At 52.6% G+C, this 15,662-nt stretch carries 18 protein-coding genes; 8 read left to right on the forward strand and 10 right to left on the reverse strand.

Translation table 11 applies throughout. The features are described from left to right. Positions 1-194 precede the first annotated feature (194 nt). Complete coding sequence (locus ACO0LN_RS10390; RefSeq protein WP_422973422.1) at positions 195-947, forward strand: hypothetical protein; 753 nt, start codon at positions 195-197, stop codon at positions 945-947. Continuing rightward, entirely contained in the window at positions 944-1,291 is a 348-nt protein-coding gene (locus ACO0LN_RS10395) for a hypothetical protein (protein ID WP_422973424.1), read from the forward strand. Before ACO0LN_RS10390 ends, ACO0LN_RS10395 begins: the two co-directional genes overlap by 4 nt. Positions 1,292-1,404: 113 nt before the next feature. On the opposite strand, the gene ACO0LN_RS10400 is transcribed toward ACO0LN_RS10395, so the two are convergent. Then, on the reverse strand, positions 1,405-1,665 hold the full coding sequence (locus ACO0LN_RS10400) for a hypothetical protein (RefSeq protein WP_422973426.1): 261 nt from the start codon (positions 1,663-1,665) through the stop codon (positions 1,405-1,407). A 119-nt stretch (positions 1,666-1,784) separates the two neighbouring features. Between ACO0LN_RS10400 and ACO0LN_RS10405 the strand changes: the two genes are divergently transcribed. Further along, the gene (locus ACO0LN_RS10405) at positions 1,785-2,660 is read left to right on the forward strand and encodes a hypothetical protein (RefSeq protein ID WP_422973428.1); all 876 of its coding nucleotides are present in this window, start codon (positions 1,785-1,787) and stop codon (positions 2,658-2,660) included. A gap of 264 nt (positions 2,661-2,924) precedes the next feature. On the opposite strand, the gene ACO0LN_RS10410 is transcribed toward ACO0LN_RS10405, so the two are convergent. After that, a complete protein-coding gene (locus ACO0LN_RS10410; protein WP_422973430.1) occupies positions 2,925-3,587 on the reverse strand; it encodes a TetR/AcrR family transcriptional regulator in 663 nt (220 codons plus the stop codon). Positions 3,588-3,662: 75 nt separating this feature from the next. Between ACO0LN_RS10410 and ACO0LN_RS10415 the strand changes: the two genes are divergently transcribed. Further along, on the forward strand, positions 3,663-4,895 hold the full coding sequence (locus ACO0LN_RS10415) for a TCR/Tet family MFS transporter (RefSeq protein ID WP_422973431.1): 1,233 nt from the start codon (positions 3,663-3,665) through the stop codon (positions 4,893-4,895). 570 nt (positions 4,896-5,465) lie between these two features. Here the strand turns inward: ACO0LN_RS10415 and ACO0LN_RS10420 are convergent. The 8 genes from ACO0LN_RS10420 to ACO0LN_RS10455 form a co-directional block, all read right to left on the reverse strand. Beyond that, positions 5,466-5,837 carry a hypothetical protein gene (locus ACO0LN_RS10420; RefSeq protein ID WP_422973433.1) on the reverse strand — a complete coding sequence of 124 codons (372 nt, stop codon included), beginning with the start codon at positions 5,835-5,837 and terminating at the stop codon, positions 5,466-5,468. 327 nt (positions 5,838-6,164) lie between these two features. Beyond that, a complete protein-coding gene (locus ACO0LN_RS10425) occupies positions 6,165-6,638 on the reverse strand; it encodes an SMI1/KNR4 family protein (protein WP_422973435.1) in 474 nt (157 codons plus the stop codon). Positions 6,639-6,702: 64 nt separating this feature from the next. Then, the gene (locus ACO0LN_RS10430; RefSeq protein WP_422973437.1) at positions 6,703-8,010 is read right to left on the reverse strand and encodes a M20/M25/M40 family metallo-hydrolase; all 1,308 of its coding nucleotides are present in this window, start codon (positions 8,008-8,010) and stop codon (positions 6,703-6,705) included. Positions 8,011-8,233: 223 nt separating this feature from the next. Further along, a complete protein-coding gene (locus ACO0LN_RS10435) occupies positions 8,234-9,196 on the reverse strand; it encodes a DMT family transporter (protein WP_422973439.1) in 963 nt (320 codons plus the stop codon). A gap of 73 nt (positions 9,197-9,269) precedes the next feature. After that, positions 9,270-10,103, reverse strand: a complete 834-nt coding sequence (locus ACO0LN_RS10440; protein WP_422973441.1) for an AraC family transcriptional regulator — start codon at positions 10,101-10,103, stop codon at positions 9,270-9,272. 325 nt (positions 10,104-10,428) lie between these two features. Then, the gene (locus ACO0LN_RS10445; protein WP_422973443.1) at positions 10,429-11,262 is read right to left on the reverse strand and encodes a lipase family protein; all 834 of its coding nucleotides are present in this window, start codon (positions 11,260-11,262) and stop codon (positions 10,429-10,431) included. Between the two features lie 80 nt (positions 11,263-11,342). Next, positions 11,343-12,242, reverse strand: coding sequence for a hypothetical protein (locus ACO0LN_RS10450; RefSeq protein WP_422973445.1), 900 nt, complete (start codon positions 12,240-12,242; stop codon positions 11,343-11,345). A gap of 56 nt (positions 12,243-12,298) precedes the next feature. Then, a complete protein-coding gene (locus tag ACO0LN_RS10455) occupies positions 12,299-13,123 on the reverse strand; it encodes an AraC family transcriptional regulator (protein WP_422973447.1) in 825 nt (274 codons plus the stop codon). 182 nt (positions 13,124-13,305) lie between these two features. Here ACO0LN_RS10455 and ACO0LN_RS10460 point away from each other — a divergent pair, with 182 nt between their 5' ends. The 4 genes from ACO0LN_RS10460 (at position 13,306) to ACO0LN_RS10475 (ending at position 15,558) form a co-directional block, all read left to right on the forward strand. Further along, positions 13,306-13,464, forward strand: a complete 159-nt coding sequence (locus tag ACO0LN_RS10460; protein ID WP_422973449.1) for a hypothetical protein — start codon at positions 13,306-13,308, stop codon at positions 13,462-13,464. A gap of 55 nt (positions 13,465-13,519) precedes the next feature. Then, positions 13,520-13,921 (forward strand): DUF3224 domain-containing protein, encoded by a 402-nt coding sequence (locus ACO0LN_RS10465; protein WP_422973451.1) that lies wholly within the window; start codon positions 13,520-13,522, stop codon positions 13,919-13,921. Between the two features lie 200 nt (positions 13,922-14,121). Next, positions 14,122-14,622 carry a phage tail protein gene (locus tag ACO0LN_RS10470; RefSeq protein ID WP_422973453.1) on the forward strand — a complete coding sequence of 167 codons (501 nt, stop codon included), beginning with the start codon at positions 14,122-14,124 and terminating at the stop codon, positions 14,620-14,622. Positions 14,623-14,763: 141 nt separating this feature from the next. Next, on the forward strand, positions 14,764-15,558 hold the full coding sequence (locus ACO0LN_RS10475) for an ImmA/IrrE family metallo-endopeptidase (RefSeq protein WP_422973455.1): 795 nt from the start codon (positions 14,764-14,766) through the stop codon (positions 15,556-15,558). Positions 15,559-15,662 lie beyond the last annotated feature (104 nt).

The raw sequence follows: 15,662 nt of genomic DNA on the forward strand, positions 1-15,662 counted from the left end.
GCGCCGTGAATTTTGATGTGCCATACAGTGCATATCACAAATATCCCGCAGAAGCGGCTTCAGCCGCAAACGCCATACCGTGTCCCTATTTTTTCGTGAGTAGGAATTAAATCAAACCCATTGCAATTTATGCCCGAATATCATTAAATTGCAGCGACCCTGGCAAACCATATCCATACATCCACCCCAGCCTGATGCAGCATAAAAATAAACTCCACCACCTCTGCATCATTGCCCTGTTGATGACGACAGCCAGCCTGGTCGCCTGCAAAAAGACTGCCAACGCTAATGCCAACACTGCCGCCAGCTCTGTAGCAGAGCAACCCGCCAGTGTGCTTGCATCCACGATAGAAACTAGCACTGCCGCAGAAGCAATGCCAGACGCAGCACCTGCATCGACTGAATCCGGCCCCTTCGGCCTCGCCATGGCCATCAGCGAAACCGAGCTCACCAGCAAGTTTGGCTTTATCAAATCCAGCAAAGCCAAACATCTGTTCGAAGGCCAGCCGCCAATACCAGTAACTGATTTCAGCGACTACTACGCCGTCACCGCGCCCATCAGCGGCATTTGCAAGGTAGGTGCATCGCGCACCATCACCGCCGTCAGCGGCACCGGTGAACAAATCAAAGCCGCCGCCGACCGCATCGCGCAAGTGCTGGAACAACAATACGGCAAACCCAGCCTCAAAAAAGACAAAGTCAAAACCGACATCTACAACCGCCGCCCGCAATTCTGGATGGTCGGCCTCAAAGAAGGCTCAGTCAGCTACGGCTACCTGTGGGCCAACGGCAAAACCGAACGCGAATTGCCCGACAACATCCTCAACATCATCGTCTTCGCCCAGGCCCACGCCATCAACCGCGGCGAGGTAGGTGTCAGTTATGAGTTTGCGAATTATGCAGATTGTCAGAAGGAGTGGCGGCTGGAGAAGGGGAGGAAGTTGTGAATCCACATGTGCAGAGAAAACAGCGCTGGGTGGAACTGGAAGAACTTGCCAAAGCGCATTTCATCAGTTTGCTGAGTAATGAGCAAATTCCAGAAGACGAGGCGCAGCGCGTCATTTCTGGTGTCCTTATCGGATTGCAAAGACCAAGAAAAACCCTGACACTCAAAGTCAGCCTTTTGCCGCCACGCAAGCAGGAGATAGAGTTAACCGCCAGTGGCTATCCAATTGACAATCACTGGGATACCAAAGTCTTATGCCTGCTGGAAGTTGATGCTGAGACTGCACAAATCTCTGTGACTATAGTCAATGAGATGCCGTGGTTGCGCCAGGATATGCTGATGTGACCAAAGAGAGATATCCGCAAGAAGTATTTTATCGATCGCTATATACCTGTCTATTGAATCTGGACATCCAAGGCAGACGCATAGTAGCAATTTCAGGAATCAATGTGCGATGCCTAACCTTGTGTCGCACTAAAGTATCTAATTGAAATTTCGGCAAATTGCCGACGAGATTTTAAAAGGCATTCCTTTTGCAATATGGCATAAGAGGCAGGCAAAGAATTTCTCAGATAGGAATTTATGGTACCCAGTATCGGCAGTTTTCTCTCTTCAAATGATGTATTGCGCATTATTTTCATCGCAGGTGCGATTTTTGGTGTCGCCATGCTCGCATATACTGTCGCTCGCCAAAGAAACAGGAAGAATTTATTTGTCATGTTTGCTTACTGGTTATCTTTTTTGAACCTGCTTTCCAAATACACCTATCTGTTTTATTGAGCCCGTCAAAAAATATGAGAGAAACTACAATCTGTGTTTGAAATTTAGAATGACTAAAATGAGAAAAAGTATGCGCTTAAATTTTGATATTTTTTCTATCAATGAGCCAGGACAGTTTCTCTATGAATTGCATAAGCTAATCAATTGTCAGGGAACTGGCGATTACCGCAGGATGAAGGAAATTGGCCAGCTGGTTGTGGCACTTCATGAGTTTGTGACAGCAATAGAATCGGAGGGCGTAAGTCATTATTTTCTTTATTCTGAGAACAGGTGGATTGACGTTACGCGCTTTCTTGAGCTGATCAAGGCGAATCAGGCTTCCGGCATGTTTGCAGAAGTCACGAGGCTTGTCACCAAAGGCGAACTTCAATATGAGTCAGGCTTGCTGCCTGATGCAATTGAACAGATAGAATGTGATGAAGTGCAGGCGAGAGTTTTCGACCAATTCAATCAGGAGTGTCAGCTTGTCTGTGAAGAGGTAAAAATCCAGATTCACGATTATATGAATTCACGTTGGCAAGAGGTTCAGTTTTTCATAGAGCAAAGAAATCAATTGTCCAGTACGAAAATGTCTTCATTGAGTGATGAAGGTATCCGTGAATTGGCATATTCGGATAGGGATGCGCCGTTTGATGGGGCTTTGCATCATCTACTTGTTATTGAGCGGATAAATCTCATTGCAGGCCTCGCCAGTGACCGCAGTTGTCCAACGAGAGAAACCATGTTTTCCATTTTGTATGCTATGTGTGGAAGTCTGGGGTCTCAAATTCTTGCAGGAAAAAATCCAGACGGTTTGCTTGATATGATGGATGCTATTTCACTATTGAAAGCGCAAAGCGACGAAGATGCAAATGAATGGGCGAGGAGGGCTGAAATTTTCCTGGCTTCACCTTCATCTGAACTTGCCCTGCAATGGATGGCTCTAGCTTTTTAGATATTTGATTGCGTGCATCCATGCGGTGCGTTACAACGCACCCTACCGGATACGGCTTTAGAATGAAAGTGCGGCTCTTATAACCGTATCGAAGCCCTGGAGTTTAAAGCCCCGCAATACACATTCGGGTCATCCCAGCGCAGGCTGGGATCCATCTGCGCAAATGCTGTCATCAACGATAGTGAGTAGCTTCAAGGACTATAGGGACAGGCTACATCACGATGCCGCAGCAACATCAGGTTCACGGCATTCACGCAGTTACACTCAAGCATAAACCGTCCCTGCCAACGCCGCCGTGATCCCCACGCTGCCCTTATCTACTATCGCCAGAAAAACCGCTTTCGCTTCTGCCGCATCCTGCTTTTGTCTGAAGCTTTGGTGAGCCTGGACAAGTGCGACCGTCCATGTCGCCAGCAACAGGTTGGCGGCCAGTATGGCGTCGGTGTCGCCAGCTTCGCGCTTGACGGATAAGGCCATTGCCTCTGCCACGACCTGGGCTATCTCATCGCGTATGGCCCTGGCGCGTGCCTTCAGGGTGTCGCTGCCTTCTATGGTTTCTATGAAGCCCTGGCTGCCTGGCGAGATAAAACCTTTGGCACCGGCGGCGAACCTGACATAAGGGCTTTCGTCTGCCACCAGTTTATGTGCAAGCAGGCGCAAGGTTTCAACGGGAGAAATAGCAGGGTCGCGCTGGCGCAAAGCCTCGCGCAGCATTTCGCGCCCCTCTTCATCACGGTCAAAGAACATGTCTTCCTTGCGCGGGAAGTGATTGAACACCGTCATGCGCCCCACGTCAGCCGCCGCTGCAATTTCATCCACGGTCACATGATCAAAGCCGCGTTCCTGGAAGAGCAGGGTGGCAGCATCAGAGATGCCCTGGCGCATGGCCAGGCGTTTGCGAGTGCGGAGATCGGTAGGGTTTGACATGAGCTGCATCATAGCATATATTAAATGTACGCAGTACATATTTGTATTGAGTACATATTAAGAAAGACTCATTTTATGACTACATTAACAAGTACAGGCAGCCAGCATGCACAGGCCTCACGGGCGGGCAATAACCGCGCCCTGGCTGTGATCTTTTCCACCATAGGCCTTGATGCCGTCGGCATAGGCCTGATCTTCCCCATCCTGCCGCGCCTGCTGGCAGAGGTCACTCATGGCGACAATGTCGCGCCCTACATAGGCATCATGACTGCGCTGTATGCGGTGATGCAGTTTGTCTTTGCACCCGTGCTCGGTGCATTGAGTGACAGGCTGGGCCGCCGCCCGGTGTTGCTGATCTCGCTGGCCGGGGCAGCCATCAACTACCTCGTGATGGCATTCGCGCCACAACTCTGGATGCTGTTCCTGGGCCGCGCCATCGCCGGGCTGACCAGCGCCAATATGTCGGTGGCCATGGCCTATATCACCGACATTTCGCCAGAAGACCAGCGCGCGCGCCGCTTTGGCCTGTTCAATGCCGTGTTTGGGGCAGGCTTCATCATCGGCCCCATCCTTGGTGGCGTACTCGGTGACTATGTCCTGCGCCTGCCTTTCATTGCAGCAGCGATCTTGAATGCGGCGAACCTGCTGATGGCATTCTTTGTCTTGCCAGAGTCACGCCAACCCAGCCGTGAGAAGCTGGATCTGGCAGCACTCAACCCGCTGCGCCCCTTGCGCTGGACATGGCGCATGAAAAACCTGCTGCCCGTGATCCTGCTCTTCTTCATCCTCAGCATGACAGGCGAGGTGTATGGCACCTGCTGGTCGCTGTGGGGCAATGATGCCTTCCACTGGAACGGTCTGTGGATAGGCCTGTCGCTGGGCACCTATGGCCTGTGCCAGGCACTCGCGCAAGCTTTCTTGCCCGGCCCAGCCGTCAAACTGCTGGGCGAGCGCGGCACCATACTGACCGGCTTTGCAGGCACCTGCCTGGCCCTGGTCGTCATGGCTTTTGCCAAACAGGGCTGGATGGTATTTGCCGTGATGCCGGTGTTTGTGCTGGGCGGCGTCGGCATACCGGCATTGCAGTCGCTGGCCAGCCGCATGGTCGATGAGGGCATGCAGGGACAATTCCAGGGCGTGCTGGCATCCGCCGTCAGCCTCGCATCCATCATTGGCCCGCTGATGTTCTCTACACTGTATTTTGTTGTGCGGACACAATGGCCAGGGGCAATCTGGCTCAGCGTGATGGTGGTGTATGCGCTGGCGGTTCCGCTTGTGTTGAGCTTGCGATTCCGTCGCGCTGAGTGATTTAGAAAATCTTATGCAAAGCTTTTTATCCTGGCTATCGACTTACTCTTACTCCTATAAGGTGCTTGGATTTTTTTTTGCTCATGCCCGGGTTTGTCCTTGTGTTTTATCGCGTCTCGCGGGTCTTAAAAGGCGGCGATAAGGAAAACAATAAGTCCTTTATCGACTATCTATTGATATGGCCTATCGTTATTGAGCAGCATAAAAAGTCTGCGACCAAAAATTCAAATAAATTTATTGTCTGGGGAATGCTGATGATAGTGATGCTGGTTGTTGGGCGTATGGTTTTCTTGAATTAATGGCGGCAAGGTGGCGTGAAATTACATGAAAGCTTTGTCATGTAAGCTTATCAAGGCTTTTTCGCATGCAGTCCGTGTAGGTACGATTAGTGTGACGTAATCGTACGCATGCGATGCCTCAAATTGCATGTCGCTTCAAGCAATCCACTTGCTCTCCTGTACCATTGCGATGTGAGCGTGTTGCATGCCAAGCTTTATTTCATCACAAGACCACGGATTGTCAGGCAGCATGGGGGGATTGTCGCTGACCATGCGTACGATTACGCTTGCGCTAATCGTACCTACGGCCCTGTCTTCGCTTGAGGTTCCTTGCTGTGCCAGAATCTTCTCTTCCGGGCCTCACCCAAGCAATATCATAATCACTGGCCGCTGTCATCGCAGCATCCCGCTCTTCGTCTGATTTGAATCCGCCGACCGTCTCAAGCCCAAACGCACAGTTTCTAGGTTTTTCAAACATGTGATATACCTTAATTTTGTCTGTATATAAGACGAGATACTCTTGGGCCATTTCATCTACTCCACGTGCATCGCCAACCACAAATGAGTCGCCCCGCTCCAACGCCTCTGCTAGTTTTGGGACATAATGCTCGGTGAAATCTTCGTTTGAAATCTTCAAATGACCGCTGATGTATGCTGTTATCATATTTCTCAAGTGAATTTGTCGTAAGTTTTCGGCGTCTTACACCAAAATGCTCAGCAATCCAGAATTTTGCCGTTCCAGGCACGCCGAGCAGCTTGTGTAGTCCGCGTAGGTACAATTAGCGCAAGCGTAATCGTACGCATGCGATGCCTGAAATTGCAGGTGGCATCACGTAATCTCATTGCCAATCTCTGCCCAATTGCGACGTGAGCGTAATGCATGCCAGATTCTATCTCATCGCATGACCAGAGATTATCAAGCAGCATGTGGGGCTTGCCGCTGACCATGCGTACGATTACGCTTGCGCTAATCGTACCTACGGCTCTTGATTCATAATTCCTTTAACATTTCTGAAAATACTTCAAAGCTATCAGCTACGGGTGTAATGCTCGATTTTCCCAGAGAAGCCTGTTCATGGTCCCATATCACTATCGCTGCTTCATCTCGAAAGCGGCCATCAAAACAGAGAAAATCCCCTCCATATAATGCCGCAAACGGGCATATGCCTTCTTCTAATCTGTCCTCTATCTGACTCCATACAACTTCTATATCGTAGATGCTGCATTGATCAACTTTATAATTTTCTACAAAGGACAAAAATCTCTCGATTACTTTCTCATTCATCCCAACAGTAAAGCATTGCTGAACAGGGGCACCTCCATTATTCTTCCTCATCAGGACAAGATATTTTTGTGGGAAATTGATTCCGATTTCTGCCTCAACCTCATCCACGTATTCTTCACTAAATGGTTTGGCAATACTTAGGTTTTTAAATTCTATTGTCTGCATTTCAATTTCTTCCACCTCGTGTTCAAGACTGACGTAATCCGTACAGGCGGTGATCGTACCGATGGCCTGGCCGTTGGTTTTACCGCGTCAACCTATACAAATAAATCGCCGTCCTGATCGTCGCTCTCTGGATCGAAGAAATATCCAGGTCTTCGTCCGGTGAGTGCGCACCTCTGCCGGTGGCGCCGAGGCCATCGAGGCTGGCTACGTAGGGCGCGACGAATTGGATGTCACCAGCACCGCGTTCGCCCGGCGGGAAGGCTTTGATTTCGCCCAGGCCTGCATCAAAGCTGGCTTTGGAGTACAGGTCTAGCAGGGCGTAGTTACCGGGGGTGGGGGACATGGGTGGGTAGTTTTCGCTAAAGCGTATCGTTGCACTGGTGCCAGCCAGGTTTTTGCTGACGATGTCTTTCATGCGCTCTCTGGCGCGCTGGCCCTGTTCTGCGCTGAGGTAGCGCAAATCGCCGTGTACGTGGGTGCTGGGGGCGATGACATTGGTCTTGCCGAAGGCAGTACCTTTGCTGTTCTGGCTGTCGTAACTGATCTCGGTGCCACCGAGGATATTGCCGGGGTTGAAGGTCAGGTCGGGTTCAATCAAGCTTTCGCGAAAGCTGTTCAGGATGCGCGCTGTTTCATAAATAGCGCCATAGCCATTGTGACCAAACACGGCGGCGGAATGGCCTTGCTTGGCTGTCACATCCAGCACAAACCCGCCAGAGGCGCGGCGGCCTACGGTGCCGGTGGCATTGCCGTTTTTATCGAGTGCCGTACCCTCAAAGGCCAGGGCTACGTCACTGCGTTTGGCGGCATTGACCAGGTCAGCACGCGAAGTGGCGATGGGGTGGCCAGCACTTTCTTCATCACCGCTGAAGATGACCTGTATGCGGGTATTGTCGAGTGCACCGACGGCATGCAGGGCGCGCAGGGCTTCTATCATGATGACATCGCCACCCTTCATATCATTCACGCCCTGGCCGCGCACGCGGTTGCCCTGCCTGTCCCATAACTGTACGGGGCTGTCTTTTTCAAACACGGTATCGAGATGACCTATCATCAGCACGCGCTTGCCTTGCTTGCCCTCACGCTCGGCCAGCAAATGCCCGGCACGGTTCATGGCCGCTGGCATCTCAGACCAGTTGGTCTTGAAACCCAGGCCCTCGAGTTCATTGCTGAATAACTTGCCGACTTCGCGCACGCCTGCATGATTGAGTGTGCCGCTGTTGATGTTGACACTGCGTTCCAGCAGTTGCAGCGCTGCTTCTGACCTGGCCTGCACGGCGGCGACAATTTTTTGTTCAGTCGGTGACAGGCTTTGCGCATTGGCAGTGGAGGACAATGCGCCTATGGACAAGGCGATGCAAAACGGGAGCACTTTTTTGATGAGCATGGCGCGTTCCTGGTATCTGTGTTGGGTGGTTTGGACAGATGCATAATGTACACGGTTTTGCGGGTAGGGGGAGGATGCAAACATCAGTAGAAAGCGTTGTTCGTAACTTGCAGCGTTGAAAATCTTAAAACCACTCACCACAGAGACACAGAGGCACAGAGCAGGCACAGAGGAAAAATATGAGAGAAATTGCATAGTCTGAGAGCGTTATAGTAGGGTGCGCTTATTTTAAATTCTCGGTGTTATCTCTGTCTCTCCGTGCCTCTGTGGTGAGATTTTTGGTCTTTTTTAAAAACACAAGCGCACCATTGCCCAGAAAAGCCATCCCACCTATCGCCAGCAACACGCAAGCGATGCCTGTGAGCTGGCTGCTGCTGACCACTTCGCCGAGTACTACGACTGCCAGCACCACGGCAGATACCGGGGCAAGGGCCGTAAAGAGTGCGGCTTCGCTGCCGCTGACTTTGGCCGCGCCTGCATACCACAGCAAAAAGCCGGCAACGGTCGGCACCATCGCATAATAGACCACGGCCCATACTGCCTTGCTGGTGACAGGCGTCTGCCACGGCATTTCAAACACGGCGGGGATGATGGACAAGGCCAGACCCAGGCCCGTCATGATGGTGGACAGGGCAAGCGGTGGGATTGCCGTCTTCAGGCATTTATTCAGCAGGATGAACAAGCCTTCACAAACAATCGCAGCAAAGATCAGGGCATTGCCCAGCAGTGAATGCTGAGCACCTGCATTTGCTCCATCCGCCCGCACAGCGATCGACAACACACCTGCACCCGCCAGCAGCACAGCCAGCAATAAACTGGCTTGCGGCCTTTCACGCAGCAAGACGATAGCGATCGCGGCAGAGACGATGGGCAGGGTGCCGATGATCACAGCGGCATCGGCCGCCGATGTAAGGTGCATGCCAGCGATCAGCAGGGTGGTGTAGCCCACACTGCCAGCGCCCGCCTGCAAGACCAGCAAGAGCCAGTCGCGCTTGCCCAGCCTGGGCAGTGGCGCGCCGGTGACGCGCATCAAGAATAAAAAGCAAGGGAAGGCGATGGCAAAGCGTAACGCCGTTGCGGTAAACACCGGCAAGCCACTACCTATGACTTTGCTGGCGACTACCGTACTGCCAACGACGATCATCGCCAGCGCCAAATACACATATCCCAAAAATCTGTCTGACATCGCCTGCCTCACCATGGATGAAAAGCCACAGCGTGCCAGTTTGAAATGGCGTCGTCTTGAATAAAATTGCAGGCTAGCTCCTGGAGCCATACACCCCGGGCGACACCCCAAAATTACGCACGAACAACCGCGTCAGATGGCTCTGGTCAGCAAAGCCGCTATCCATCGCGACTTGCACCAGTGGCATGCCCGCTGCAATCAGGCGTCGGGCATGGTGCAGGCGCCGTTGCAGGATATAGGCATGCGGCGTCATGCCGGTGGCCTTGGCAAAAGCACGCAAGAGCTGGAAGCGACTCAGGCCGCTTTGCTGCGCCAGGTCTTGCAGACTGAGAATGGCGGTCGGGTCATCATCAATGCGGCTGCGCGCATGCTGTATGGCCGACGTCACACCCTGCACACCCTGCACACTCTGCACGTTGTGGCTGAGCAGGGTGGCTGGTTGCATGACGCGGGCAAACAGCATGAGCATCTGCTCTTCTGCCGATGCATGCGCCCCCTGTGGAGATGTCATCGCCGTAAACAAGGCCTGCACTGCCTGGCTGATACGTTTTTCACGTATGACAGGCAAACTGAATTCTGCCTGTACAGTCTTGCCTTCCGTGATGTCGCCTATGAGGCTGGCAATCAGTGTGGGTTCCACATACAGCATCTGCCAGCAGCGTCCGTTTTCGCCTATGGGTGTGCCATCATGGATTTCACCGGGGTTGACGGTAATCGTATCGCCCGCCATGGCCTCGACCATGCCCACGCCGCTCAGGGATTTTTGTGCACCTTGCACCACGACCCCTATGCCAAACTCTTCATGCATGTGCCGCCCAAAGCGATGCCTGGATTGCGCCTGCACCGCCTCAACGCCAGCCAGGTGGCAGGGCAGCATGGTGAATTGTTTTTGCGGGCTGGCGGGCATGGTGATGTTGGGTGTTGCGATGGCTTAGGATAGCATTTTTGATGAGAACAGGTGAGACAGGTATTCGCTCACTTCAGGGAAGTAGGGGCGATTAGCAGCGCGTAATCGCCCGCATCTGCGTGGCAATGACAAGTGAACTACGATTTGACCTTAGACCGTGATGTAGCCATAACGAGAGCTACATTGCAACACCCTACGCTTATCCTTTTTCGGCGAGGCATGCGTACGATTACGCTCCGCTAATCGTACCTACACGCTTATCCTCTGTGCTTCCTCTGCGGTGATATATCTTGGGTCAGACTTTGATACTCGGATACAAGGCCCCTCACAAGCCCAGCACCGCATGCACATAATTCACCGGCGCGTGATCGGCCAATGAACGGAATCCCACGTTCTCGCTGCGCCACGCATGTTCAAACAGGTATTCTGCCTTGGCTATCGTCTGATCCTGCAAGATGTCGAGGCTGCTCGGTGCGGCAATCAATGCACCGTGGCGGTCAAGATAATGCATGCCATGCACATGCTCATAATGTTCTGATTCTGGCGGCAAGATGGCGACAATGTCGGCGCAATTGACATAGCGATCGACCACGCGACTTTTGAACATGGCAGCAAAGCTGGCATTGCCAACACGTGGTGAACCAAATGTCACCAGACGGCTGTCGGGCAGCAGGGCGGCAGCCAGGGTGGCAATGGCAGCACCCAGGCTATGGCCGGTCAGATAAACGGTTTTGGCAGTGCACTTGCCCAGCCAGTCTTGCAGTTGTGGCGCTATGCTGTTGTAGGCGCGCAAGAAACCATCATGCACCTGGCCATCACCCTGCCAGTTCACTGGCCAGAACAGACCATCGATGAGGATGTCGGTAGGGTCGTCCGGCTGGGTACCGCGAAAGGCGACGTAGGCCGTTTCACCCTTGGTGACGGCAAACCCCTGGGTGCTGGTGTCTGTATTCGTGAACAGCGTTGCTGCTCCAAACTGTGCCTGCGCCAATACCCCCTGGAAGTGCTCAAGCACCTGGCCGCCTTTGTCATAATGCCAGTAAGCCAGCCGCGACAATTCGGCGCAGATGGCATGCGTGGTCCACGGCAATTCCGTGCCCAGCAGGGCAGGCTGGGATTCGGGATGGAACAGGGCAGTTTTGCTGGGGTCGTATTGCATGTGGGCTCCTGTGGCAGGACAGGGATGGTCATTTCAAGATAGCTCACACTTAACTATATTGCAAGTGTGAGCGCGAGTCATTAATGGCTGTTGACCGGCCCTAATGCCTTGAACTGATGCCGCACTTCTGCTTCTGACTTTGCTGACAGTTTGTTGATCAAACTGTCGTCCGGTATCAGGTAACGTATCTTTCCGTTGTCCAAGTTAACTTGAATCACATATTGACGCGCGCCTATGTAAAGATAATCTTCCCTGTCTGACATGCCTGCCGAAGTAGGCCATAAACCGTCTTGCAGCAAAGGCTTGCGTTTAATACTGATGACATTTTTGCTGGTATTTTCTGGTTGCCGGCCTATGGATAGCAAGGCCTCATTACAAACCACTAATACATTCTGATCGCGTTTGAGACTGGCTGCAAATGGCACGCAAGGGAGCTTTACATCGACCTTGGCTTGCCAGCGCCTGCTTACCTTCGTTAGCCTTAGCCATGAGCCTTCCGTAGAACCCCGGTGAGCCAAGCCTTCAATCGCATACAACCCATCATCTTTTTTGATGAAATCAACGATATGGTGATTCGATATTTTGTAATGTTCTTTTCTGTCCTTGCTAAACCAGTAAAGAGCCGCGCCAAATTCACCACAGTTATAGCCAACAAGCCATCCGTCATCCACTTCAGCGAATGATGTCGTGGTTCTTAAAGAACCAGACAGCGGTTCTGCCGCAATGACAAAGCGCGTGTCCCTGTCTGCTTTCTTTGAATTACTGTCATCCAGTTTTGCCTTGACGATAGTTTCCTCGGTATACACACGCCATGCGATCTCAGAATAATTAGCGGCGTAACTCCATACTTCCCGCTCTTCTTCTGACGCAGGGACAGTGATTTCTTTCCAGGTACTGACATCCGCAGAATAAGGTTTTACCGCTGCGCTGGCGCAAACAGCATGGAGTGCCAAAGCCAGCGCAAGAAAAAATTTGAACATGATTGCTGATGTATAAGATTGTCAATGAGGTCTGTCTAGATTATACAAGCCGCGCTTCATCCCAGACTCTTTTCATATTCCCCTGGCGTCATCCCCACCAACTGCCTGAAGTCGCGCACAAAATGGGCCTGGTCAAAGTAACCCAGTTCCAGCGCCAGGGCTGTCCAGCTCAGGCTCTTGCCTGCCTGCACCTGGGCCACGGCTTCATGCAGGCGGTAGCGTTGTATGACCCACTTGGGGCCTATGCCCACGTATTTCTGGAAGAGTCTTTGCAGGCTGCGTTTGTCGATGCCAGCGATTGCCATTACATCTTCGACGGCAACGATATTGCGGTCTTGTTCTATTTGCGTCATCCAGGTGCTGATGCGGTTTACCTGTTCATCAGCGGGTGGCTGATGGCGCAGCAAGAATAGTTCTGCCGCAGCGCACATGGCTTGTACATCTTCTGCTGCCAATATCTGCGCGCAAAAGTCTGCACCGTCTTTGCCAAAACAAGCGCTCACATCAATGGACGTATTGCCCAGTTGCGCCACCGCCTGCCGGTAAAATGGATAAAAACCGCCGGGCTTGAACTTGATGCCGAATACCCTGTCCTTGCCTTGTAGCGTGCGCATGAAGCGACCGCAATGTATGCCGTAGATACGCGCCTGACCATTTTCCACCACCAGGTGCACATTCGGATGTGGCAGGGTGGCCTGCTCCTGCGCTGGCAGGCCGCGCAAATCCCAGGCCACATACCAGTAATGCGCGACTAGGTTGACCAACGCGGGCGAGGGCAACTGCCGGTGGTGCTGGAATTCACCTTCGCTAAAGGCCGGGCGCAGCACACCGCGTGCCTGGCCGGCGTCTGTGCTGGTGATTGTCGAAGCAGGCTGGTTCATCTCTGTGCCTCTTTTTCTTCTTTTGCCGCTTGTCGCGTTTTTACTATCCTGTGCATGATGACTCTGGTGTAATCCTGTTCATGTAAACTTCCATAGGGAGCAGAGATGAAAACCATACTAACCAGCGCAATCGTTATTATCGTCGCCAGTACGTTCTGCCTTTATATTAGTGGACTGTAACAGTGAAAAGCGAAGTGCCTGCCATGCGCGCGACGACCATGGCGGCGTTGCAAATACTCGCGATAGCCCCGCTATCGCTGTGTGATTATGCAAACCCGGCCTTGCCCTGGTTCGCCGGGCACATGTACTTCACTTTCGCTTTCACTGTTACAGTCCACTAGCACGTCCCGGGCACAAACTGCAGCATCCCCATCCACCATTGTAAAGGAGCAGCGCATGCAACACGCACACAAGGTCAGCGGTACATTTGAAGTCAAACTCAGCCCGCAAGCCGCCGCACCCGGTATCGAGGCTGCAAAGCTGGGCCGCATGACGATAGACAAGCAATTCCATGGTGATCTGCAAGCCCATAGCCTGGGCGAGATGATGTCTGCCATGGGCGAGGTCAAGGGCTCGGCAGGCTATGTCGCGATAGAAAGGGTGAGCGGCACTCTGGCAGGCAAAAAGGGCAGCTTCGTGCTCATGCACACCGGCACCATGAACCGTGGCCAGCCACAGTTGACGATACAGGTCGTGCCTGATTCGGGTACTGACGAGCTGACAGGCATCAGCGGCAACATGGGCATCGATATCAGGGAAGGGCAGCATTTTTACACTTTTGATTTCAGCTTGCCTTGAAGATAGTAATGATCATCTTTCCCAGGATTTGCACGCTAATTGCGAATTAAGCTTGAAATTTAATTAATTAACAATTATTGTTATGTCAATTAATGGCGCTCGCTCTGGTCGTCCAGAGTGTTCTGATGCCTGATGCCTGATGCCTTATACCTTATGCCGCTTAACCCCTCGCTGTGCAACTCAGATAAAAGGACTGGGTGATGACATATACACTCGATGCCGAACTCCCCGCAGACAGCAGCTCGGTAGTTGCCCTGATCGCCATGCCGGTTGGCACGGTCATCAGCTTTCTGGGACAAAGCGCGCCGAATGGCTGGCTGTTATGCGATGGCACACGCATCGACCAGGCAACTTATCCTAACCTGTATCCCATGTTGGTTAACGGCACACTGCCAGACCTGCGCAGCCGCTTTGTTGTTGGCGCAGGGCAGGGCGCTGGCCTGAGTAACTACCCCACCAACGCAACCGGTGGTCTTGAAACCGTAACGCTCACCACAGAACAGATACCATCCCACTCGCACACCATCAACAACGGTGATTTTGGTTTGCATAACCGTTCATTTGAAGGTAACAACGACTCTGACCTGCCTTATGAGACCAGGTATAACACCTACATAGGCGGCACAGACAAAACCGGCGGCGGCCAGGCCCATGAAAACCGGCCACCGTATTTTGCGCTGACGTATATCGTCAAGTATTGAGCTGGGAAGAAATTACCCCGTATGGTGCGTCTTGACGCACCATATCCGTGTCAGGAAAACGGTGCGCACGGCGAGTCCCACAAGGTGATATCACGCGCATTGCATTAGAATCGATGCTGTTTTCAACATCATTCAAGATCTATGCACCGTGCCTGGAACCCCACCCGCAGGAATAAAAACATAGGCACCAAAGCCCAGGGTCATGGCAATGACAACCGCGTGGTTGTGCCAGAAGCCTGGGGCGAAATTTTTTACGAAAAGCTCACTACGCATGTGCTGGTCAGGCGCGACATTGCCGGGCGTGAAATGCGTTTCTTTGTCGAACCAACCCGGTCTGACTGTTTTTATGCCTGCAGCATCGATGATATCTGCAGGGTAATTGCGCATTGCCCGCCAGAAGTTTTATCTGCTTTTGATTTCATCGTGCTGCGCCAGCCAACGCGCAAACAGCGTATCCTGCGTCCGTGCTGGGGACGGGCGATATTCTCGTTTGAGATAAGCAGGCAGCTTGGTGCCGCCATTGTCATCGAGGCGCATAATCTGGCTGGCTATACATGGCCAAAATCGCTGAGCCAGGAAAGCCAGCGTGAGCTGGCCCGTCTGCAGCAAGATGGCCATGCCATCACCCGAACTCGCCAGGGTTATTCAATTTCATCTGATGCCCAGGCCATGCGCAATACCATTTTGTACCGCACACTCTTGCATGAGACTGGCCATCACGTCGATTACAAACGTAGCACGACTGAAGAGTGGTCGGGTAAGACCAAAGCCACCAAAGAAGACTATGCGCACCGCTTTGCGGCAGAGCTGTATGCCAGGCTGGAGCAGCAGGCTGTCGTGCCATTTGCCCCCATTCTGGATGAGGCGGCTATTGCGCGGGATGGGCTGGAACTTGCGTGGTTTTGTCCGCCGGCTCCTGTAGATTCTGCATCATAGCCATCAGCGTAGCCGTAAGGTAGGGCGCATTGCAATGCGCCTCCCGTTATGGTTAGGTTACAGCCTTGACATGCGATGTTTGCGGGTTTCGTAGGGGGCGCCAT

The sequence above is a fragment of the Undibacterium sp. TC9W genome (genome assembly GCF_049339865.1).
Lineage (GTDB): Bacteria > Pseudomonadota > Gammaproteobacteria > Burkholderiales > Burkholderiaceae_D > Undibacterium.

Excerpts from the sequence above, each read along its gene's own strand:
- ACO0LN_RS10390 (WP_422973422.1), top strand. The coding sequence starts at position 195 with ATGCAGCATAAAAATAAACTCCACCACCTCTGCATCATTGCCCTGTTG.
- ACO0LN_RS10400 (WP_422973426.1), bottom strand. The coding sequence starts at position 1,665 with ATGACAAATAAATTCTTCCTGTTTCTTTGGCGAGCGACAGTATATGCG.
- ACO0LN_RS10405 (WP_422973428.1), top strand. The coding sequence starts at position 1,785 with ATGAGAAAAAGTATGCGCTTAAATTTTGATATTTTTTCTATCAATGAG.
- ACO0LN_RS10410 (WP_422973430.1), bottom strand. The coding sequence starts at position 3,587 with ATGTCAAACCCTACCGATCTCCGCACTCGCAAACGCCTGGCCATGCGC.
- ACO0LN_RS10415 (WP_422973431.1), top strand. The coding sequence starts at position 3,663 with ATGACTACATTAACAAGTACAGGCAGCCAGCATGCACAGGCCTCACGG.
- ACO0LN_RS10420 (WP_422973433.1), bottom strand. The coding sequence starts at position 5,837 with ATGATAACAGCATACATCAGCGGTCATTTGAAGATTTCAAACGAAGAT.
- ACO0LN_RS10430 (WP_422973437.1), bottom strand. The coding sequence starts at position 8,010 with ATGCTCATCAAAAAAGTGCTCCCGTTTTGCATCGCCTTGTCCATAGGC.
- ACO0LN_RS10435 (WP_422973439.1), bottom strand. The coding sequence starts at position 9,196 with ATGTCAGACAGATTTTTGGGATATGTGTATTTGGCGCTGGCGATGATC.
- ACO0LN_RS10440 (WP_422973441.1), bottom strand. The coding sequence starts at position 10,103 with ATGCCCGCCAGCCCGCAAAAACAATTCACCATGCTGCCCTGCCACCTG.
- ACO0LN_RS10445 (WP_422973443.1), bottom strand. The coding sequence starts at position 11,262 with ATGCAATACGACCCCAGCAAAACTGCCCTGTTCCATCCCGAATCCCAG.
- ACO0LN_RS10450 (WP_422973445.1), bottom strand. The coding sequence starts at position 12,242 with ATGTTCAAATTTTTTCTTGCGCTGGCTTTGGCACTCCATGCTGTTTGC.
- ACO0LN_RS10455 (WP_422973447.1), bottom strand. The coding sequence starts at position 13,123 with ATGAACCAGCCTGCTTCGACAATCACCAGCACAGACGCCGGCCAGGCA.
- ACO0LN_RS10465 (WP_422973451.1), top strand. The coding sequence starts at position 13,520 with ATGCAACACGCACACAAGGTCAGCGGTACATTTGAAGTCAAACTCAGC.
- ACO0LN_RS10470 (WP_422973453.1), top strand. The coding sequence starts at position 14,122 with ATGACATATACACTCGATGCCGAACTCCCCGCAGACAGCAGCTCGGTA.
- ACO0LN_RS10475 (WP_422973455.1), top strand. The coding sequence starts at position 14,764 with ATGCACCGTGCCTGGAACCCCACCCGCAGGAATAAAAACATAGGCACC.